The organism is Bacteroidia bacterium (genome assembly GCA_016218155.1).
In the GTDB taxonomy this organism is placed as follows: Bacteria; Bacteroidota; Bacteroidia; order Bacteroidales; family GWA2-32-17; genus GWA2-32-17.
On sequence record JACREQ010000034.1, the window covers coordinates 46,295 to 66,614 of the forward strand.

Here is a 20,320-nt window from a genome sequence, read left to right on the forward strand (position 1 = left end):
ACATTTGTTTGACACATCTTTTAAAATTTTAATCGATAAAATTTTGCGTTTTCGTCTATAAGAAATGAAAATACTGAAGTTTCATTTTCTGATTGAAATTTTGGTGATTTAATGTTTTCATGAAAATATTTAATTAAAAGTTCTCCATTAATATTTTTGTCATTCTTATCTAATTCAAATCCAACAAAAATTGTTGTATCTACAGTATATATAACACTATCGAGATATAATTGCCCCTTCACAGTCGAAGAATCTGCAATTTTTATAATTTTATATGGTTTGCTGTAAATATCAAGAATTACAAGATTACCTTTTGCTTTTTGTTCAAAATATTCACTGAAACTTAAAGTTGATGCAATTTGATTCTGGCTAGTAACAATAAAATTAATGGCAATTAATTGAAATAATATAAGAAATAATCTATTCATAAATAAGCTGAACGGTTGAAGCTACGAAACGACGTGCATTTACTTGCAGTTGTGCTTGCCCCTTCGGGGTCAAACAGCTAATAATATTATTTAATGTTAAAGTTGTAAAGTTGCACATAGCTGCATAATGTTATAGTAGGTGGTGTTATATGCGGTTTTTTATTTGTCGCACGAAAAACTAGAATTTAATAGATAGTTGCAATTGTCCACCTAAGCCGAGTTCAATTATTCTTTTGAGAGTAGAAAAGCGAACTTCTTTAATGTTATTTTCAATTTTAGAAATGTAAGATTTAGTTGTTCCGATTTTTTCGGCAAGTTGTTCTTGAGTCAATCCTTTTTCAAGTCTGGCTTCATGAATTAATGCACCAAGTCTAAAATCTTCGTAACCTTCTTCAAGTTCGTCACGTTTTTTTGTGCCAGGTTTACCATAATGTAAGTCCTTGAACTGGTCAAGAGTCATTATTTTATTTTTTTTCGCTTTCATATTCCTTTTTTATTTTAAGTGCTTTTTCAATTTCTTGTTTAGGCGTTTTTTGAGTTTTCTTTTGAAAACCATTTGCCAAAACTACCAGTTGACCATGATCAAAAAAACAGAAAATCCGAAAAATATTGTTACCTTGTTGCACCCGAATTTCAAAGAGTCCATCTGTATTCTCAATGTGTTTGAGATAAGTCTCAGGAACTCTATGAAGTTCTTCTATCAATTCAAAGGTCCAGATTATTTTATCTTTCACCTTGTCTCGCTGTGTCACAAAGAACTCTTGAAAATATTCCTTGTAAAAAATGATAGTTCGATGTTTCTGTTTTTTGCTCACAATACAAAGTTACGAAATGTTGTCCTTAAGTGCAACTATTTTTTGAATTATTTTAAGATTGTCTAAAGATTGTCGACAAGGCTAGTTTTTTTTATAAAATCGCACATAACACTTCGCTACAACTAATTCTAGTTATTTATAGTCGGTTATAATTGGTTATAAATAATTATAACCAAATATAAAAAATTTATTTACAACAACAAAGTAATTAACTCATTAAAACTGAAAATAAATAAATGGCTGCACGTTGTTTATGTATACCTTCCTCAGAGTCTCTTTAAACAGACTGCAGAATAACGCATGAGTATTTAGAAAGGACTCTGAGAATAAATTTACTTGTAAAATTTACTTATGGTAGTTCTTGCCCAGAGTCCCTTTCAGGAGACTCTGTGGGACAAAGAAAATACGAATTGTCAAGTTCCCCATCCGCCGCGGCGGACAGCCTGCTAAATATTAACAGTGTGTTACCAAACGTATTTATTTTTTTATTACTTTTCTAATAATTATTTCTTTATCAGTATATATTTTGATAACGTATATGCCATTTTTAATGCCACTCATATCTATTTCGTGTTTATTACTATATAATATAATGGATTTGTAATTTACTCCCAAAAAGTTTTGAATTTCAATTTTTTTAATATTTTCTTTTTCGATAGTCAAAATATTATCAACAGGATTTGGAAATATAACAACATCATTATTGTCGTTTATTTTGCTGTTTTCATTAACTGATACTATGTCTGAACACATCGTAAATACAGTTTCTCCCTTTTGTGATAAAATATTGATAACGGTGTCTCGTAATACTCCTGCTGTAATTTGAAGAAAAATAATCGTATCTTTAATATTATTTGGACTACTTATTAAAGTACTTGTATTATATTCATTACATCCGCTATTACCATTAGAATCTGTTTTTATAAGATACAGATCTGAGAAACCACTTGAAAAACTACTAGAAAATGAGGATATTAAATATCCGCCTTCATTTGCCTGAACAATATTTCCCTCAAATTCATCTATAGGTCCTCCATAAGTTTTTGTCCATAATATATCTCCTATGGAATTAGTCTTAATAATATAATTATCTATTCCGCCTGCACCAAAACTATTCGTTGTACCACATATTATATAACCACCGTCAGATGTTTGTTGAACTTCCCAACCATTATCCGCTCCATTACCACCATAAGTTTTACTCCATTGAAATATTCCATCAGCACTTGTTTTAATCAAATAAATATCTGAATAACCTAATCCAAAACTACAGGTAAATCCAGAAATAATATAACCACCATCTGATGTCTGTTTTGCTGAATACGGGTGATCCTCTAAAGTTCCACCATATGCGTATGACCATAGTATACTACCTAAAGAATCTATTTTCATCATAAAAATATCGCCATCATTATTATAAATATCTTTATATACTTTGCCAATAACAATATATCCATTATAAGATGCCGGCAAAATGACAGAAGCACCTTCACTAGCTATTGTACCATATGAATTTGCCCAAACAACATTTCCTAATGAATCTGTTTTTACAACAAAAATGTCAGAAACGCCTACTCCAAAACTCTGAGTTCCTCCTGCAAAAATATATCCGTTATCATTTGTTTGTAAAATTGAATTTGCAACATCCGATTCTGAACCGCCATACGCATATGATAACTTAATATTGCCAATATTATCTGTCTTAATTAGATAAGCGCTTGTCCAATTTGGAGCACTTGGACCAAAACTTGAAGTACTGCCAATAAAAACAAATCCACTATCTGAGGTTTGTTGAATATCATTAATTCTATCAAAGAAATACCCTCCATATACTTTTGTCCAATTCAAATTGCAATTTAACTTTGTATAAAGCAACATAACATCTTCAAATCCAATAGCACCAACAGTGCTGCATGTAATCAAATAACCGTTTTCTGTTTTTTTAATCATTGAATATTCACCATCTTGATTAGTTTGCCAGTTAATTCTTTTTTGAAATGTGTTTACCTGGGAAAATAAATTTGTAAAAAATAAGATTGTCATTAATGAGACTAATAATATTTTCATAATTATTGTGTTAATGTAAAATGCAATTTTTAATATGTTTGGTAACACTTCGCTACACCTAACTCTAGTTATTTATAGTCGGTTATAATAGGTTATAAATAATTATACCCAAATATAAAAAAGTTATTTACAACAACCAAGTATTTAAATAATTAAAACTGAAAATATATAAATGGCTGCACGTTGTTTATGTATACCTTCCTCATAGTCTCTTTAAATAGATTGAAGAAGAACGCATTAGTATTTAGAAAGGACTTTGAGAATAAATTTACTTGTAAAATTTACTTGTGGTAGTTCTTGCCCAGAGTCCCTTTCAGGAGACTCTGGGAGGCTTAAGGGCTAAGAAGAAAAATTATATTGAGTTATAGATTTAAATATTATAATTAGTTTTCTTCTTTTATTGTGAATAATTTATCGCTATTAAATATTGCTGCTGGTGAGATTACATTTTCTTCGTAAGGAATTTTGTTCCCATAGCGCTCATTCATTTTTTTCTGTACTATCGGGTGACTTAATTCAAAATTTTTCAATTTATCTAACTTGCCGATTTCAATATCTGTAATTCTTTTATATAATTTCCAAACTAATTCTGAGCAGTACATGTTTTCATCGCTCCATTCAAATGTAATATCATAGTTTTTTCCAAGAAAACTATTTCCTAATTCTTTCATTTTTGAAATAATTTCAGGAGTCAAAACTGTTTCTGCATTTTTAAGCCTTTTTACAACATAATGATTATTATCGCCTCTATCAATCCATTTTTCAAGATTTGTTAATTGAACAGGCTGTACTGCCTCTAATACTTTAATCTCATTGTTTTGAATATAAATAATCCCAACATGGCTATATTTTGATTTTGTTGCAATTTGAATTGCCTGACTTTGTCCAGAACTTGACGACTGAAAGATGATATCGCCATCTTTTAATTTACTTGAAATCTCTTGCTTTTCGGTCGATTTATTTATACCAACAATGTTTTCTGTTTTTTCTGTTGGGTTACTACAAGATATAAGTATTACCAGCAAACTGTATATTGCAAATTTAAAATATTTCATTTTCATATTCTATAATTTAAATTGTCTGTATAATGTTATATGGCGTTTTTGTTTTGGATTTTGCGATGCATCTTCAGGGTCAAACTTAATTAGCCATTTTTGTTTCTTATTTAGAGTTCAAGTCGACAATGTTTGCAAGGTGTTGTGGTAGATGGTGTTATGGCATGTTTTTATTTTTATTTTGTCCATGAATAAAGTGCTGTCCTTGAAGTATTCCGCATGGTCCAATTGTTTTATGCTTATTTTTAAATTCTTCTTTTGTCATTTTAATTCCTTTGCAGTCAAAGTAAACTGTTTCTATTTCTTGACCATTGTTAAATTCAGTTACTTTATAGTCCCCACCTGTAAAAAATTCTTTAGACGAACCATGTCTAACTATACTGTCCATCGGAATTGATGTTTTAAAAAGATTTCCAGTCAATCTGAAACGTGGAACTTTATGTATTACCGGATACAAATAAGCGTTACTTTCTTCTACAAGATCTTTGTTCTTATAAGTCTTGAAGTGAATTAAAATTTTGTCATTAAAAGTCTTTAAGGTATCAAATTCCGTCCGGTATTCTTGATTTTGTCCAAAAGCACTCATTTCGATAATTATTATTAATATGGTGAGTATGTATTTCATTTTTTAAAATATGCCCTAACACTTCGCTATACCTAACTCTAGTTATTTATAGTAGGTAAAATTGGTTATAAATAATTATAACCAAATATAAAGAATTTATTTACAACAACCAAGTATTTAAATAATTAAAACTGAAAATAAATAAATGGCTGCACGTTGCTTGATTTTGCCTGAAAGATAATAATTACAACTATTACTGTAATTAATACCTTTAACCATATTGGAGTTTTAATAAACACACCGCGATAAAATTCTTTAAAGGAGGATGGTAGCCAGTGAATAACAAAGCCTACAAATAAAATTGTAAAAACTATCCAGTATGAAGATAATATTTCGGGAATTAAAGCAAAACCAAATGATGTTCCAATCTGGTTTAGCATTTCGCCTACAGATTTCATATCAGGTGCACGGAAAAATATCCATGCAAAACATACAAGGTTAAATGTTACAAATACTCCTAACAATTTTATAAAGAAATTGCCTGTTTTAATTTTAGGAAATAATTCCATCCATAATTTATGTCCAGCCAAAGCTAATCCATGTATTGCTCCCCATATTATAAAACGGAAACTTGCACCGTGCCATAAGCCGCCAAGAACCATAGTAATTAAAAGGTTTAGGTATCTTCTGAATTTACTACACCGGTTTCCTCCAAGCGAAATATAAAGGTAATCGCGTAACCATGTTGAAAGTGAAATATGCCAGCGTCGCCAGAAATCAGTAATATTTGCTGCTTTGTATGGTGAGTTAAAATTTATAGGAAGTTTAAATCCTAACAATAAACCAACACCAATTGCAATATCTGTGTAGCCACTAAAATCGCAATAAATTTGCAGTGCATAACCATAAACGCCCATGAGGTTTTCGAATCCTGTATAAGTCATGGGATTATCAAAAACACGATCAACAAAATTCATAGAAATGTAATCGCTGATTATCATCTTTTTCATCAAGCCATTAAGGATGAGAAAAAGCGCATACCCAAATTCGTTTCTGGTAAGTTTGTAATCCTGATAAAGCTGAGGAATAAATTCAGTAGCTCTAACAATTGGACCGGCAACTAATTGTGGGAAGAATGTTACAAAAAATCCAAAATCGATAATGTTTTTTACGGGAGCTATTTTATTGCGATATACATCAATAGTATAGCTCATTGACTGGAAGGTGTAAAATGATATTCCAACGGGAAGAATAATAGAACTTATGTCAAAATGAGAACCCGACAGGGTATTTGTCCAATCTGCAAGTAAATTTACAACTTTAAAATCTGTTCCTAACAGGTTATTTGTTATATCAACAAAAAAGTAAGAATATTTAAAATATGCAAGAACTAAAAGATTGGCAAAAACGCTTACTAATATTAATAGTTTTCTTTTATTTTGTTTTTTTATTGCCCCCAGAGCAAGCCCTACAGAGTAGTCAACAACAGTTGTGAAAATAAGTAAAGAGAAAAAGTATCCACCCGATTTATAATAGAAAAATAAACTTAAAACAAAAAGGTATGCATTTCGCAACCAATGTTTTTTATAAAACATAGAATAACCAAGAAGTGTAACAGCAAAAAATCCCCAAAAAAACAATGAGGAAAATATCATTGGTTTATCTTCGTGATACAGAAATATTTCTTTAATCCATTCCATCAAAAAGGGTTCTTTTTATCAATATAATTATCGTAAGCTTTTATAAATGCAGTAAATAATAAATCTCCCTGCAAATAATAACCTGGTTTATCAAAATGTAATTTATCGCGTGCTGCCAGTCCTGATTTTAACCAGCTTCCCATACTTCCATATCCACCCATTATCTGATATAAATTCCACACGGAACAATTATTTTCTTTTGCAACTTTTATAATAACATCAGACGCAACTGCAACATCGGGGTTATGGTAACGGCGACGACGGTAATTGTCGGCTGGTGTTGTGAAAAGAATTGGAACTTTTGGTTGTGCTGTTCTGATTTTTGTAATAAGATCTAAAAGATTTTTTTCAAATGCAGGCATATTGCATTTTGCAGAATAACAATCATTGGTTCCTAAAGATATAATTATCCAATCGGGTGTAAGTTTTGAAAGCTGATAAGTTAACAATGAACAACGTAAAAATGATTCTACGTCGGCACCATTTACTCCAATTGAATGGTAAATAATTCCGGGGTCTTCATTTTCGAGATTTATTCCATAAAGTGTAAATGATTTTTGTATTGTATCGGTTTTTGAAATATAGAAAGTAAGAGAGTCTGAGTATCCGTTCATTACAAAAAGAGTGTAACCAAGCGAGTCGTTTTCTACAAATTCCTGTTTAAGAAGATAATTACTTGTTTCAATATCAAAACTTGTTGAATCCATATTATGAAAAACTTTAACTCTGTTAAAATCATAATAAGGATAATCTTTACTTCTTAAACGTATTGAGAAAGATGAAATACTATCTTTTGTTGTTGCAGATGCTCCGGCTAGACCTAAAGTGCAGGATTTGTTTTTTTCGATGTTACGGCAACCTGTCCATAATCCCGAAGAGGTAACAGCAAAATTAAATGCATTATTAGAATGAATTAATCTGAAAGGGAAAATAAAACCGCGTGATCCTTTGCCACCAAGAAAAAAAGTTTGTAACCGTTCTCTCATTCTCCCCGAAAAATAATCAGCTTGTATATGCGAATCGCCAATGTGCACTATGTTAATTTGTCCTTCACCTTTAGCAACAAGTGTATTCATTTTTATATAAAGGCTATCATAATTGCAGCTGTCAGGCGAAAAGATTATGTGGTTTAAATCATATCTTATAAATGGGTATTCTGGCAAATTGAAGATTGATGCCTGAGAAAAGCAAGTAAAGTTGAAAGATAAAAGTATAAAGTTGAAGGTTAAAAACCTAAAGAAAAAAGTTGAAAGTATAAATTTGATAAAGCCTGGATGCTGATAATATTTAATAGCCTGCTTCCTCAAAAACAATGTAATAATATTTAATATTTGTGTTTTGATATTGAAGTGTTATTTAGCTTTTGTAATTTGAGTTTTGTTATTTGTTGTTTCAGTGTGGCTGGTTTTAAAATGATTGTATTCAGAAACAAGTGCATTGTAAAGCATTTCGGCAATAATTTTCGAGCCGCGTGGACTAAGGTGTGTGTAATCTTTTGCTGCCATAGGAGGATTGGCATTAACCCAGCTTGGCATTGAGTTTTTTCCACCCATTGCTTCATAAAAATCCCAGAATGCACAATTTGCACGGAATGCAGCTTTTTTCTGAGCATTTCTTATTTTTTCTATATTGGGATATGATTCGTAACCGTTTTCAGTTTTTTGTGACATGTCTGAAAGTCCTATAACAATAATACCCATATCAGGATGAATTCTTTTTAAAGTAGAAAGCTGACCATAAATCCAGTTTTCATAAAAAGTGTAATCTTCCTGAACATTTGGAACAACGTTTACACCAAATTCGAAAATTAAAAGTTTAACATTAAGCTGTTCGTACATTTTCTTTAAAAGAGTTAAGTCGCCACGTGCAAAATCGGTTCCCGAGCTTCCGCGCAAAGGGATATTATCAAATGCCAAACCTTTATTACTGTCGAAAGCAATTCCATAAATATCCGGACTGTCTTTACCCGAAAATTTTAATGTTAATTCTTTTGGCACATAAGTTAGTTTCCATGTAGCAATATTAAAATCCTGACCAGCTAATAAGGTCTCAAATCCTAAAAGCTTATCACCATCATAAAGCTCTGCCATTACAGGTTTTTTATTATTTCCGTATAATAGTTTTATTTCACTAAAATTATAGCAGTTGCCATAAGCGGCAGAAGATTTTTTAATTTTAATCGAAGATTCGTATATTAATGTGTCATTTGGTATCGAATCGTTATATACAGGTGCAAATCTGCTAAAGCTTAACATTACACCATATTTTTTATGTTTAATAGTTTTATCAACTTTCCCAAACAATGTGTAGCGTTTCCATTCGCCAACACTTTCAATTGATATTGCACCACTTAAATTATTTACTTCAACTAATGGAACCATTCCGGCACCACTACCACCAAATCTGCCTTGAAAACGATTTCGGATAAATCCTGTAATCCTGTCACCTTCAATCTGACTGTCACCATAATGCAGTACTCTTATTAGTCCGTCATTTCGTTGAACATTCTTAAAGAAAGGCAAAAGAGCAGTTCTTGCACTATCAGGAAATTCAAGATGCTGAACAACGTTTACAAGACTATCTACATTAAGTGAATCGACTGATAACAACGAGTCATTTAATATTAGGCTATCTGTATTTAATTCATTTATTTTGATTATATCTGAAATATCAGCATATTTTACTGTACTATCGGCAAAAATACTTGACAGTGTTGGAAATTTTATTTTCCAGTCATTGAATATTGTTATACCTCCCTTAGGTGTTGCCCATGCAATAAGTGTTAATATTCCGAAAACAACAACTAGAAACAGAAGTGATTTTAATGGTTTCATGCTCCTCAATTGCAAAATTTATTTATTCTTTCTTCTTAATTTTTAATTTTTGCCCTATTTTAAGGCTTCTGGCATTTGTGATACCATTTATTTTCATTATCTCTTCGGCTGTAACTCCAGTGTATTTTTTTGAAATAGTATAAAAATTGTCTCCCGATTTTACTGTATAATATACGTAATCGCCCTTAACCACATTATCGGTGTTATTTGTTACAGTTTGAGTTTTATTTTCGGTTTTTGCTTTCTCGTTCTGATATTTTTTATATTTGTCGGCACTACCTTCGGGAACATAAATGCTTAATTTCTGACCGGCAATTAATCTGTTTTTTTTAATGTTATTCCATGATTTAATGTCGGCAGTAGTTACATGAAATTTATTTGCAATAACTCCAAAGCTGTCACCTGATTTTACTGTATAGGTTAATCTTACATCGCCATTAGAATTTGTTGATTTGTTATTATTGCCCTGAAAACCATACTGATTTGGTCTAACTGAGCTAAAGAAAACAGAATCTTTATAGGTAAAAATAGAATCTTTTAAAGTTATAAATTGTGTTATGTAATCAGAAGGTAACATTAAAGGAAATGTTTCAAAATTAGCAGGGATAATATCTTTTTTATACTGAGGATTTAACTGACGGATTTTTTCGATAGGTATTTGTAATACTTCTGAAACCTGTAATAAATGAAGCTCCTGGTTTATGTGTATAGTATCTGTAGCTGTTGGCATTTCAATTTTTCTTGGAACAAGTTTTAGTTCTCTATAATTACTCATTGTAAATGCAGCACCAATAAAAGCAGGAACATATCCTCTTGTTTCGCGTGGAAGTCTGTCATAAATTCCCCAGTAAGTTGTTTTTCCGGTTCTTTTAATAGCTTTGTTTACATTACCAGGACCGCAATTGTACGCTGCTATAACAAGTTGCCAATCGTGGTAAATGTCATACAAATCTTTAAGATATCTTGCTGCTGCATCAGAAGCCTTAGCAGGGTCTTGTCGTTCATCAACAAATGAACTGACATTTAATTTATAAATTTTTCCGGTTGTATACATAAACTGCCATAATCCTGATGCGCCTGCACGACTTATTGCTCTTGGATTTAATGCCGATTCGATAATTGGAAGAAATTTTAATTCCAATGGTAATCCGTATTTGTCTAATGCCTGTTCAAAGATTGGAAAATAATATTCAGAGAGACCTAACATTACTTCAACCTGTCTCCTTCTTTTAAGAGAGTAGAATTCGATATATTTTCTAACAGTTTCATTGTAGGTCATTTCAAAATAAGTGTTCATTCGGGCAAGACGTTCCATATACATTTCATCTGAATAATATGGAACAGTAACTGTGTCATTTGTTACATTAAAGTTATTGCCGTTACCAGTTGGGTTAATTGATCCCTGAACATACCATAAAGAAAGCATGCTGTCAAGGTTTCTTGAGAAATCCTGAAAGTCTAATTCAGGGCTAACAAATGTTGAGTCATCATTACCATTCTGTGCAAAAGACGAAAACGAAAATAAAAATACAAAGGAGATAAAATTTACAAGATACTTCATCTTTTATATATTGTTAATTAAATTTCAAATCAAAATCTTAAACTTATTCTAAACCCTGTTACCGGACCGGCAAAACCACCATCAATAGCCGATGGAACAACCCTCAGACTTATATCATCACTTATGTCAAAATCAAATAAATGTGCATCAACGTTTGCGTCAACTATATTCATTAGGTATAAACCTGCAGTAAAAATTACAAATAAATCGCGATAACGTCTGTAATAGTTTTTTCCTGATTCTAATCCATTAAGAGTATATTCAACATCATATAGATAAAGAGTGCTATCTCTGTTACCCGAGTTGTATAATGTGAGATATGAAGTTTTAAACTCTTTATATAATTTATTGTCTCTGTTTGCCATATACCCAAGATAACCAAGACCGGCATAAATTATCGGAATTTTCCAGTATTTTTTGTTATAGGCCTGTCCCAAACCAGGAACTGCAGTTGATAACAATGTAGCTAATCGTGGACTGTGTTTTTTTACCGATGAGTCGGAATTATTAGTTAAGGTTTGAGATTTAGACAGTTGTGGCGTTAAAATCAAAATGATAATTAAAACAAAAAACATTCCTTTAGCAGGAATGTTATTGAATGAAAAAAAAGAAAAAGAGTTATTTGTTAACTTCATTCTTTTGTAAGGTGATTTATTAATTTCTGAAATTCTTTTTCGTTCTGGAATGATAATATAATTTTTCCGTTACCATCAGCAGTTTTTCTCATGTCAACTTTACATTTAAGTTGTTTGCTGACTTTTTCGCGAAGTTGTTTAAGTTCGGCTGTTAATTTAGTGCGTGGTGTTACATTTTTTTCGTTAACTGCTGATAATTCACGAACAACATCTTCTACCTTGCGAACAGAAAAGTCGTATCTTAATATCTGATGAAAAATCATTATCTGGGTTTCGTTATCTTCAACGTTAATAAGAGCACGGGCATGTCCCATACTAATTTTGCGCTGGCGTAAACCCAACTGAATTTCGGGAGGAAGTTTAAGTAATCTTAAATAATTTGTTATTGTTGAACGTTGTTTTCCTACGCGTTCACTTAATTTTTCCTGAGTCAGCTTACATTCGTCAATTAAACGGTTATAGCTAACAGCGACTTCAATTGCATCAAGGTCTTCACGCTGAATGTTTTCAACCAATGCCATTTCAAGCATTCCGTTATCATCTGCTTCACGAACAAATGCCGGAATTTCTTCTAAGCCTGCAATCTTTGAAGCTCTTAATCTGCGTTCGCCGGAAATAAGCTGGTATTTATTATCAGCAATTTTTCTGACTGTAACGGGTTGAATAATTCCTAATTCTTTAATTGATTCGGCAAGTTCTATTAATAATTCCTCATCAAAATGAGTTCTTGGCTGAAAAGGATTTGCTTCAATTTTTGATATCTGGATTTTATTAATACCATCAAAATCTTTTCTTTGTGTGTTTGCATCCTGAATTAAGGCTTCTAGTCCACGCCCCAATACACTTTTTTTAACGTTCATGTTTATTCTAGAATTTTTTCTGAGTTCTTAATTTTTGTTAGTTCGTTTTTTTGAAGGAGTTCGCGAGCAAGGTTTAAATAGCTTACTGCTCCTGATGAGTTTGCATCATACAACAAGACAGGTTTACCATAACTTGGAGATTCTCCTAGTTTTACGTTTCTTGGTATTATAGAATCAAATACCATAGTTTGGAAGTGTTTTTTTACTTCGTCGTAAACCTGATTTGATAAGTTTAATCTTGAGTCATACATTGTTGGCAAAAATCCTTCGATTTCTAATTCGGGATTTAAACGACTTCTTATAATATTAATTGTATTTAACAGTTTTCCAAGCCCTTCCAATGCATAATATTCGCATTGTACAGGTATTATTACTGAATCGGCAGCTGTTAAAGCATTTACCGTAATTAAACCTAAAGATGGAGAGCAATCTATAAAAATAAAGTCGTAATCATTTTTTACTTTTTCAAGTACCATTTTCATCATTTTCTCACGATTAGGAAGGTTAAGCATTTCAATTTCTGCTCCAACCAAATCAATATGTGATGGTAAAAGATGTAGTCCTTTTATTTCGGTTTCTAAAATAATATTTTTAGGATGAATGTCGTCTATAATACATTCGTAGATGCTTGTTTTAATGTTCTTTACATCGAATCCGGTACCAGATGTGGCATTTGCCTGAGGATCGGCATCAACTATAAGAACCTTACATTCTAAAACTGCCAGACTTGCTGCGAGATTGATAGCTGTTGTGGTTTTTCCCACGCCGCCTTTTTGGTTAGCCAGTGAAATAATTTTTCCCATTTATATTTTAGATATTTATATGAAATTTTAAGGCTACAAAAATAATCGGAAATTGCCAACTGTGCTTGTCTTTTCTCTCTTTGTTTATCAACAAAATTAAAGGCTTTGTTAATAAGTTTTTGTGTAACTAATAGAAATATAGCAATATATCTGTTTTTTGCAGTTTTGAACAGGGATGGTCTAATGAAAATTTAACATTTTGCCATTTCTGGAGAATCGATAAATCAGACGGAGGTGAATTGGTATGAATTCGTTTTAAGGTTATCTCGGTGAAAAGAGTGATTCATTTCACTATGTCCGCCGCAGCGGACATTCACTATTGTCAGTTAAAATAATGAAACATCTACAAAGTTTTAATGTCTTATTATAATTGATTGTTTTTACAATAATGTATCATCTACGATGATATGCCTGTAGGCATGTGTTGAGCTTTTCGAAGTGGCATTAAATATTGTAAAACAAGAGTATCCAACAATTTGAAAGAACCTTGTAGGGGTTCCATAAATACTAGTCCAGAAGTACACATATTAACCGGACAACAGTGGCGGGCGTTCTGAATGATAATAGTATTCATTAAAAAACCCAAACAAATTTGTTTGGGTTTTTTAAAAAAGAGTTTAAAATAATATTAATCTACAAATTGTTTTGCATAATATTTTGCAGTTAGTTTTTCGCCGGTTGCTTTTTCAATCATGTCATTCCAGTAGTATTTACGACCCGGTTTAAAAACCTTCTCTATAAAATAATTGCCAATTTCTTTATTGTTTACATAAGATGGGTTTTTGAAATCATTTCCTTTTATAATGTTAGTAACAACATAATTGTTTAATTGTGAAGCTAACAATTCGCCTAATAAATAATTGTGATAATAACAAGGTGAAGTTGCAATATGTGTTTTTGTTGCCCAATCCGGTTCATTTCTGCCTTCAGGACGTTTCATCATTTGATATTTTTCAACTAAATCCCACCATAATTTATTTAAATCCTGGTCTGGGTTTTCGTACATTTTCTTTTCAAAATTATACATAACCTGAGCCCAGCGACTAAAAACAAGCTGTTCTAAACGAAGCATTTTAAAACTCTCGTCGGCAATTTTTTGTTTTTCATCATCGTTAATTTTTAGCATAGATTGCATCCATGTTGCGTTAGAGGCTAGACGTCCCATAATCATTGCAATTGCTTCTGTTGTAAAAGTATGTGCTGGTTCGCGTAAAAAGAATGGTAAGCTTGGGTCAATATATTTATCATATGAGGCATGTCCATATTCATGAAGCATTGTGCCCATCCACTTTTGATTTGATTTTACATTACAAAGTACACGAACATCACCTTCGTTATCAATATCTGTACAATATGCATGTTGCATTTTTCCTTCTTTTTCAAAAAGATCAGATTTTTCAATAATACTGCTAATATCCATATTTATTCCACCAAAATAGTCTTTTGTTATAGCAACAATATCTTTGTCTTTATAATAGCTATCTAAATCAACATTGTAAATTTTGGGAGCTTCCTGAAAAAAGCGATTTTGATAATGCCAGGGTCTTAATTCCTCTTTTTTAATTTTTAGTCTGTTTGCTAAATAAGTATCAATTTCATCTTTAAGAGTTGCAAATGATTTGCTTGTAAGATTATCAAGTTCAAGAAAAAGTTGCTCAACTTCCTTAGGATTCTGATCATCGAGAGTTAATTTCATTTCGTGATAATTGTTAAACCCTAAAGATTTTGCTACTTCGTTACGAAGTTTTACCAATTGAATAATATCACCGGCAACTACAGGTCCTAGTTTTTTTACAGAAACCCAGGCGGTTTCAAGTTTCTTATTGTCAGTGCTTACTGAAAGAATATCTTCAATTTCGTTATCGGTAACTTTTTTACCATTAATTTCTGCACGGAAAGTCGAGAATTTCTTCTCAATCTGATTTGAAAGCTCAACCATTTGTTTCATTAATGAGCTGTCAATTTGTTTTGTAAGCATTCCGTTATAAATCATTTCTAGTTCACGTTTTTTAATAGAATCTGTAATTAAACCTGATTCTTTAATTTTTTTGAATGATGCAAACATTGAACTGTCTGCCATTATTTGATTAGCAGCAATTTCGGCATCCATAGATCTTTTGTAATCTTCATCTTTTCCAGAAATGGATGCATCCCAGTATGCAATGGTCATTTCTTTATACAAGGGAATAATTTTTCCCTCAAATACTTTTACAAGTGAGTCGTATTCTTTATTCATAACTTCGGTGTTGTTTTGTTGTACCTGATTATTGCAACTTGTTGCAAACAGGCAGATTAATGCAAAAAAATAAATGCCGGAATGTTTTTTCATAAAAATAATTCATTAAGGTTTACACTTTTCACAAAGTTGATAAAAGGTTTTGAATTGAAAAGCGAAATAGAATATTTTCTTTATAATTTTACAACATAATGGCAAGCGATATTGGCAGGTTAAAACGCGAGAGGGAAACCATTGAGGTGATGATTAAAATGTATTGCAAACATCATCATGGTTTGCACAATGGTTTATGCGAAGAGTGTAGACCGTTGTTAACTTATGCATTGCAAAAAATTGACAGGTGTGTATTCGGACAACAAAAACCTGTTTGCAATATGTGTACTATTCATTGCTATGCAAAAGAAATGAGAAACAGGATAAAAGAAATTATGAGGTACTCTGGTCCGAGAATGATGTTGCATCATCCTTATCTTGGAGTTATGCACTTAATTGATAAAAGAAAATATACAAATACAAAACCTGATCTGAGTAAAAAATCGAGTTAGTATATGATTTTTCAACAGTTTTTTTTTTCAAATTAAACTTTACCTTTATCGCATTATACAAAGCATTAAAGCTTGTAGTTAACTAAATATTTTATGGAAAAGAAATTACGTCCCGAGAGTTTAATGATGTCTTATGGTTACAAACCTTGTTTGTCAGAGGGTGCAATAAAAAGTCCGATTTTTCAGACTTCAACATTTGTATTTAAAAATGCTGAAGAAGGAAAAGCATTTTTTGAAGTTGCTTATGGAATACGTGAAGCAAATCCTGGTGAGGAAATGGGATTAATATACAGCAGATTAAATAATCCCGATTTAGAAATTCTGGAGAACCGTTTAACGCTTTGGGATGAGGCTGATGAATGTGCAGTTTTTGAAAGTGGGATGTCTGCAATAACAACCGTTTTATTGGAATTTTTAAAACCAGGTGATTTGTTATTATATAGTTCGCCACTTTATGGCGGTACCGATCATTTTATTAAAAAAATTCTTCCCGCATACGGTATTCATACTGTAGGTTTTATGGTAGGACAAACAAAAGAAGATTTAATAAAATTAGTAGAATCAACAGGAAAAGCAGATAAGCTAAAACTTATTTTTATTGAAACACCTGCTAATCCTACAAATGATTTAATAGATATTCAGGGAAGTAAAGAAATTGCAAAACATTTTTCGACTGAAGAAAACGAAGTTTTGTTGGCAGTTGACAATACTTATATGGGACCACTATGGCAACACCCATTAAAACATGGAGCCGATTTAGTTCTTTATTCTTGTACTAAATATATTGGTGGTCATAGTGATGTTATTGCCGGCGCTTGTTTAGGTTCGTTTGGATTAATAAAAAGAGTAAAAGGATTACGTACATTTTTAGGAAATATGGCAGGTCCATGGACTGGCTGGTTATTACTTAGAAGTCTTGAAACTCTTAAAGCAAGAATGGATATTCAGGCAGCAAACGCAGTAAAGGTTGCAGAGTTTTTAAATAATCATCCAAAAGTTGAAAAGGTGTATTATTTAGGAAATATAAAAGAATCAGATGGGTTACAATATGAAATTCTTAAACGTCAGTGCTTATCAAATGGGGCAATGATTTCATTTGATATTAAAGGTGGCGAAAAAGAAGCTTTCAAATTTCTGAATTCACTTAAACTTATGAAACTTGCTGTAAGCCTTGGTAGTACCGAGAGTTTAGCAGAGCATCCAGCAACAATGACTCATGCCGATGTAGATGAACAAAGCAAAAAAGAACTTTCAATAACAGAAAAACTTGTTCGTTTATCAATTGGTGTTGAGAATTATAACGATATTATCTGGGATATAGATCAGGCATTAGCTGTAGCTTTATAAAATATTGTACAAATACTTGAATCATTATTTACCTTTGTAATGCTAAATGGCAAAATTAAAGGCAAATATTTTATTTCGCGAAAACTTTCGAATTGCTATTGACAGTATTAAGTCAAATAGATTACGAACTGTTCTTACTATTTTAATTATAGCCTTTGGAATTATGGCTTTAGTTGGAATTTTAACAGCCATAGAATCAATTAAAAGTTCACTTAATTCAAATTTTACAAGTCTTGGTGCTAATACTTTTCGCATAACCAGTTGGAAAATGATGGGTCACCAACCAGGAGAAGACAGGGTTGAATACAAAGATATTGATTATAGGGAGGCTATAAGTTTTAAGAAAAGGTTCAGTTTTCCTGCAACGGTTTCTATTTCTACAAGAGCCTCTAGCGTTGCGACCGCAAAATATCTTTCAAAAAAAACAAATCCTAATATTGCGGTTTTTGGAATAGATGAAAATTATTTTTCTGTATCGGGTTATGAGATTGAAAAAGGAAGAAATTTTTCGCCAACTGAAGTTCAACAGGGAACTTTTTCAATTGTTATTGGACAGGAAATAGTTAATAATCTTTTTGGAAAAAAGGTTGATCCAGTTGGTCAGTTTATGATGCTTGGTGGAAGCAGGTATAAAGTTGTAGGTACAATAAAATCAAAAGGTTCAAGTATGGGAGGGGCAGGCGATAAAATTTGTTTTATTCCTCTAATGAATTCGCGGCAAAATTTTTCTTCCGAGGGGCAAAATTTTACAATTAATATTATTCCTCTTAAATCTTCACTTCTTGATATTTCTATAAGTGAGGCCGAAGGTATTTTCAGAATGGTGCGAAGACTTAAGCTTAACGAACCAAATAATTTTGAGATCTCAAAAAGCGACAGCCTTGCCAATATGTTAATGGAAAACATTAGCTACGTTACAATTGCGGCTACTTTAATAGGAATAATAACATTGCTTGGAGCTTCAATTGGTTTAATGAATATTATGTTGGTTTCAGTAACTGAACGAACAAAGGAAATAGGAACAAGAAAAGCACTTGGAGCAAATTCATCAGTTATAAAACAGCAGTTTCTTTTCGAAGCAATTTTTATTGGGCAGCTTGGTGGCGTATTTGGAATTATTTTTGGAATTATTGCAGGAAACTTAATTTCGCTTTTAACTGATGGTCCGTTTGTTGTCCCATGGATATGGATACTTTTTGGAGTAGTACTGTGCTTTATAGTGGGATTAGTCTCAGGATTAATTCCTGCAATAAAAGCTTCGCGTTTAGATCCAATAAACGCTTTACGACACGAATAAAAAAATTATTTTTTAGGAGGAGTCTGATTATTATCCTGTTCAATTAAAATTTCGGCACCCGGAACAGGCTCACTTTTATTTGGCGAGGCTTCGGTTTTTACAGATGGCGCAGGTGCAGGTTCTGCCATTTTTTTATTTGAAGGTGCTGGCATGGAAGCTGATCTGTTTACTGAACAAGAACTTACAGCAATAATAATAGCTGAAAGAAGAATAAAAAGTATAGTTATTTTTTTCATAAATCAAAATTATGCCTTTATATCGAGAATAGCAATGCGGATTTTAATATTTTAAAATAAATTTATTTTTTACTAATAATCTAAACGGTTAAATATATAAATATTAAATTGTAACGAATTAAATAATTCTATTACATTTGCACAATTTTTAATAGTTTTTTGCAAAATTGTATTAAAGTAGTATTTTTATTGGTTGAAAAATTAAATATGCAGAGCGGTAACAAAGATTTTCTGAATTTTGTTTTGACTTTATTTAAAGCCATGCAGAGGGATAATCTTGGTTATGTGTACAGAGGAAGATTTACTCAGGAGATTACTGATAATATTTTAGCTCTAACTGAAAACAAGCTCGAAAAGGAAGAGCATTCTTCAAAAATTAAAAAACGCGTTTACAGCATTTTGGTGGAATGTTTGCAAAACATTACCAGACATCAGGATGATGCAAAAAACGATTTGCCTGACAGTAATGGATTATTTGTAATTCAGAAACAGGAAGATAAATATTTTATTACCACAGGTAATATGGTAATGAATGATAATATTGATTATATCAAAAACCTTATAGAAACCATTAATAGTCTAGAAAAAGACGAATTAAAAAACTATTATAAAATGGTTTTGGAAGACGGCTCTTTATCATCTAAAGGTGGAGCAGGATTAGGTTTAATTGATATGGCAAGAAAGTCGGGCAATAAGTTACTTTATCAATTCAGACCTGTTAAAGAGGATTCTTCTTTTTTCTATTTGCATACAATTCCTTCATTAGAGGATCTTGAAGGTGGATTTGAAAATAAAGAAGAGAGCCTTAATAATATTATCAATATTCATAATACACTTAATACCGAGAATATACTTTTAGTTTCTAACGGACCGTTTAATCAGGAAAGTTTAATGGTTTTGTTAGGTTCTTTAGAAGGGCAGATGACAGGTACTATAAGCCATAAAAAGAAAGTATTCTATATTGTTGTGGAAATGCTTCAGAATATTGTTAAACATGGTTTTGCACCTGAATCAAAAATTGTTGGGGTTCCGGGTATTTTTATTCTGGGCGAACATAAAGGTTTCTACACAATTACTACAGGAAATTTTGTAGACAAAGGCAAATCAGACGAACTTAAAGAAAAACTTGAGAAGGTAAATTCCTTAACACAGGACGAACTCGATCATTATTTTAATAAATGTCTTTTTGATTTTGAAATAGATACTTCTAAAAAGGCAGGTTTAGGAATTATTGATTTAAGAATTAAGAGTGGAAACCCATTATCCTTTAGTTTTTCAGAAGTATCGGATGAATGTTGTTTCTTTTCATTACAAACCGTAATAACTACGGAATAAT

At 31.7% G+C, this 20,320-nt stretch carries 19 protein-coding genes; 4 read left to right on the forward strand and 15 right to left on the reverse strand.

Annotated elements, in window-relative coordinates; genetic code table 11:
* Nucleotides 1–20: 20 nt before the first annotated feature.
* The 14 genes from HY951_05970 to HY951_06035 all read right to left on the reverse strand — a co-directional run bounded on the left by HY951_05970 (nt 21) and on the right by HY951_06035 (nt 15,652).
* Complete coding sequence (locus tag HY951_05970) at nt 21–428, reverse strand: hypothetical protein (protein ID MBI5539586.1); 408 nt, start codon at nt 426–428, stop codon at nt 21–23.
* 178 nt (nt 429–606) lie between these two features.
* Nucleotides 607–912: a helix-turn-helix transcriptional regulator gene (locus tag HY951_05975; protein MBI5539587.1), complete on the reverse strand. Its 306-nt coding sequence runs from the start codon at nt 910–912 to the stop codon at nt 607–609.
* The gene (locus HY951_05980; GenBank protein ID MBI5539588.1) at nt 893–1,243 is read right to left on the reverse strand and encodes a type II toxin-antitoxin system RelE/ParE family toxin; all 351 of its coding nucleotides are present in this window, start codon (nt 1,241–1,243) and stop codon (nt 893–895) included. The genes HY951_05975 and HY951_05980 overlap by 20 nt, the downstream gene beginning before the upstream one ends.
* Nucleotides 1,244–1,720: 477 nt before the next feature.
* Entirely contained in the window at nt 1,721–3,310 is a 1,590-nt protein-coding gene (locus HY951_05985) for a T9SS type A sorting domain-containing protein (GenBank protein ID MBI5539589.1), read from the reverse strand.
* Nucleotides 3,311–3,693: 383 nt separating this feature from the next.
* Nucleotides 3,694–4,365, reverse strand: a complete 672-nt coding sequence (locus tag HY951_05990; protein ID MBI5539590.1) for a YiiX family permuted papain-like enzyme — start codon at nt 4,363–4,365, stop codon at nt 3,694–3,696.
* A gap of 157 nt (nt 4,366–4,522) precedes the next feature.
* Entirely contained in the window at nt 4,523–4,990 is a 468-nt protein-coding gene (locus tag HY951_05995; protein ID MBI5539591.1) for a hypothetical protein, read from the reverse strand.
* A 125-nt stretch (nt 4,991–5,115) separates the two neighbouring features.
* Nucleotides 5,116–6,630 (reverse strand): MBOAT family protein, encoded by a 1,515-nt coding sequence (locus tag HY951_06000; GenBank protein ID MBI5539592.1) that lies wholly within the window; start codon nt 6,628–6,630, stop codon nt 5,116–5,118.
* On the reverse strand, nt 6,630–7,706 hold the full coding sequence (locus tag HY951_06005) for a hypothetical protein (GenBank protein ID MBI5539593.1): 1,077 nt from the start codon (nt 7,704–7,706) through the stop codon (nt 6,630–6,632). Before HY951_06005 ends, HY951_06000 begins: the two co-directional genes overlap by 1 nt.
* Before the next feature lie 276 nt (nt 7,707–7,982).
* On the reverse strand, nt 7,983–9,464 hold the full coding sequence (locus HY951_06010; GenBank protein MBI5539594.1) for a hypothetical protein: 1,482 nt from the start codon (nt 9,462–9,464) through the stop codon (nt 7,983–7,985).
* A 22-nt stretch (nt 9,465–9,486) separates the two neighbouring features.
* Nucleotides 9,487–11,025 carry a transglycosylase SLT domain-containing protein gene (locus HY951_06015; protein MBI5539595.1) on the reverse strand — a complete coding sequence of 513 codons (1,539 nt, stop codon included), beginning with the start codon at nt 11,023–11,025 and terminating at the stop codon, nt 9,487–9,489.
* 29 nt (nt 11,026–11,054) lie between these two features.
* Nucleotides 11,055–11,660 (reverse strand): hypothetical protein, encoded by a 606-nt coding sequence (locus HY951_06020; protein MBI5539596.1) that lies wholly within the window; start codon nt 11,658–11,660, stop codon nt 11,055–11,057.
* The gene (locus tag HY951_06025; protein MBI5539597.1) at nt 11,657–12,520 is read right to left on the reverse strand and encodes a ParB/RepB/Spo0J family partition protein; all 864 of its coding nucleotides are present in this window, start codon (nt 12,518–12,520) and stop codon (nt 11,657–11,659) included. Before HY951_06025 ends, HY951_06020 begins: the two co-directional genes overlap by 4 nt.
* Before the next feature lie 2 nt (nt 12,521–12,522).
* On the reverse strand, nt 12,523–13,323 hold the full coding sequence (locus HY951_06030; GenBank protein ID MBI5539598.1) for a ParA family protein: 801 nt from the start codon (nt 13,321–13,323) through the stop codon (nt 12,523–12,525).
* Between the two features lie 628 nt (nt 13,324–13,951).
* On the reverse strand, nt 13,952–15,652 hold the full coding sequence (locus HY951_06035; protein ID MBI5539599.1) for a M2 family metallopeptidase: 1,701 nt from the start codon (nt 15,650–15,652) through the stop codon (nt 13,952–13,954).
* Between the two features lie 98 nt (nt 15,653–15,750).
* On the opposite strand from HY951_06035, the gene HY951_06040 reads away from it, so the two are divergent.
* The 3 genes from HY951_06040 to HY951_06050 all read left to right on the forward strand — a co-directional run bounded on the left by HY951_06040 (nt 15,751) and on the right by HY951_06050 (nt 18,748).
* Nucleotides 15,751–16,104 (forward strand): nitrous oxide-stimulated promoter family protein, encoded by a 354-nt coding sequence (locus HY951_06040; GenBank protein MBI5539600.1) that lies wholly within the window; start codon nt 15,751–15,753, stop codon nt 16,102–16,104.
* A gap of 93 nt (nt 16,105–16,197) precedes the next feature.
* Nucleotides 16,198–17,451, forward strand: coding sequence for a cystathionine gamma-synthase family protein (locus HY951_06045; GenBank protein ID MBI5539601.1), 1,254 nt, complete (start codon nt 16,198–16,200; stop codon nt 17,449–17,451).
* 67 nt (nt 17,452–17,518) lie between these two features.
* The gene (locus HY951_06050) at nt 17,519–18,748 is read left to right on the forward strand and encodes an ABC transporter permease (GenBank protein ID MBI5539602.1); all 1,230 of its coding nucleotides are present in this window, start codon (nt 17,519–17,521) and stop codon (nt 18,746–18,748) included.
* Between the two features lie 5 nt (nt 18,749–18,753).
* On the opposite strand, the gene HY951_06055 is transcribed toward HY951_06050, so the two are convergent.
* Nucleotides 18,754–18,984, reverse strand: a complete 231-nt coding sequence (locus HY951_06055) for a hypothetical protein (GenBank protein MBI5539603.1) — start codon at nt 18,982–18,984, stop codon at nt 18,754–18,756.
* A 207-nt stretch (nt 18,985–19,191) separates the two neighbouring features.
* Here HY951_06055 and HY951_06060 point away from each other — a divergent pair, with 207 nt between their 5' ends.
* Nucleotides 19,192–20,319: a hypothetical protein gene (locus tag HY951_06060; protein MBI5539604.1), complete on the forward strand. Its 1,128-nt coding sequence runs from the start codon at nt 19,192–19,194 to the stop codon at nt 20,317–20,319.
* Nucleotide 20,320 lies beyond the last annotated feature (1 nt).

What these genes read in the sequence shown, in the direction of transcription:
- HY951_05995 (MBI5539591.1), bottom strand. Translation starts at nt 4,990, where the DNA reads ATGAAATACATACTCACCATATTAATAATAATTATCGAAATGAGTGCT.
- HY951_06035 (MBI5539599.1), bottom strand. Translation starts at nt 15,652, where the DNA reads ATGAAAAAACATTCCGGCATTTATTTTTTTGCATTAATCTGCCTGTTT.
- HY951_06055 (MBI5539603.1), bottom strand. Translation starts at nt 18,984, where the DNA reads ATGAAAAAAATAACTATACTTTTTATTCTTCTTTCAGCTATTATTATT.
- HY951_06030 (MBI5539598.1), bottom strand. Translation starts at nt 13,323, where the DNA reads ATGGGAAAAATTATTTCACTGGCTAACCAAAAAGGCGGCGTGGGAAAA.
- HY951_05975 (MBI5539587.1), bottom strand. Translation starts at nt 912, where the DNA reads ATGAAAGCGAAAAAAAATAAAATAATGACTCTTGACCAGTTCAAGGAC.
- HY951_06010 (MBI5539594.1), bottom strand. Translation starts at nt 9,464, where the DNA reads ATGAAACCATTAAAATCACTTCTGTTTCTAGTTGTTGTTTTCGGAATA.
- HY951_05985 (MBI5539589.1), bottom strand. Translation starts at nt 3,310, where the DNA reads ATGAAAATATTATTAGTCTCATTAATGACAATCTTATTTTTTACAAAT.
- HY951_06005 (MBI5539593.1), bottom strand. Translation starts at nt 7,706, where the DNA reads ATGAATACACTTGTTGCTAAAGGTGAAGGACAAATTAACATAGTGCAC.
- HY951_06045 (MBI5539601.1), top strand. Translation starts at nt 16,198, where the DNA reads ATGGAAAAGAAATTACGTCCCGAGAGTTTAATGATGTCTTATGGTTAC.
- HY951_06000 (MBI5539592.1), bottom strand. Translation starts at nt 6,630, where the DNA reads ATGGAATGGATTAAAGAAATATTTCTGTATCACGAAGATAAACCAATG.
- HY951_06040 (MBI5539600.1), top strand. Translation starts at nt 15,751, where the DNA reads ATGGCAAGCGATATTGGCAGGTTAAAACGCGAGAGGGAAACCATTGAG.
- HY951_05970 (MBI5539586.1), bottom strand. Translation starts at nt 428, where the DNA reads ATGAATAGATTATTTCTTATATTATTTCAATTAATTGCCATTAATTTT.
- HY951_06060 (MBI5539604.1), top strand. Translation starts at nt 19,192, where the DNA reads ATGCAGAGCGGTAACAAAGATTTTCTGAATTTTGTTTTGACTTTATTT.
- HY951_05990 (MBI5539590.1), bottom strand. Translation starts at nt 4,365, where the DNA reads ATGAAATATTTTAAATTTGCAATATACAGTTTGCTGGTAATACTTATA.
- HY951_06015 (MBI5539595.1), bottom strand. Translation starts at nt 11,025, where the DNA reads ATGAAGTATCTTGTAAATTTTATCTCCTTTGTATTTTTATTTTCGTTT.
- HY951_06025 (MBI5539597.1), bottom strand. Translation starts at nt 12,520, where the DNA reads ATGAACGTTAAAAAAAGTGTATTGGGGCGTGGACTAGAAGCCTTAATT.
- HY951_06020 (MBI5539596.1), bottom strand. Translation starts at nt 11,660, where the DNA reads ATGAAGTTAACAAATAACTCTTTTTCTTTTTTTTCATTCAATAACATT.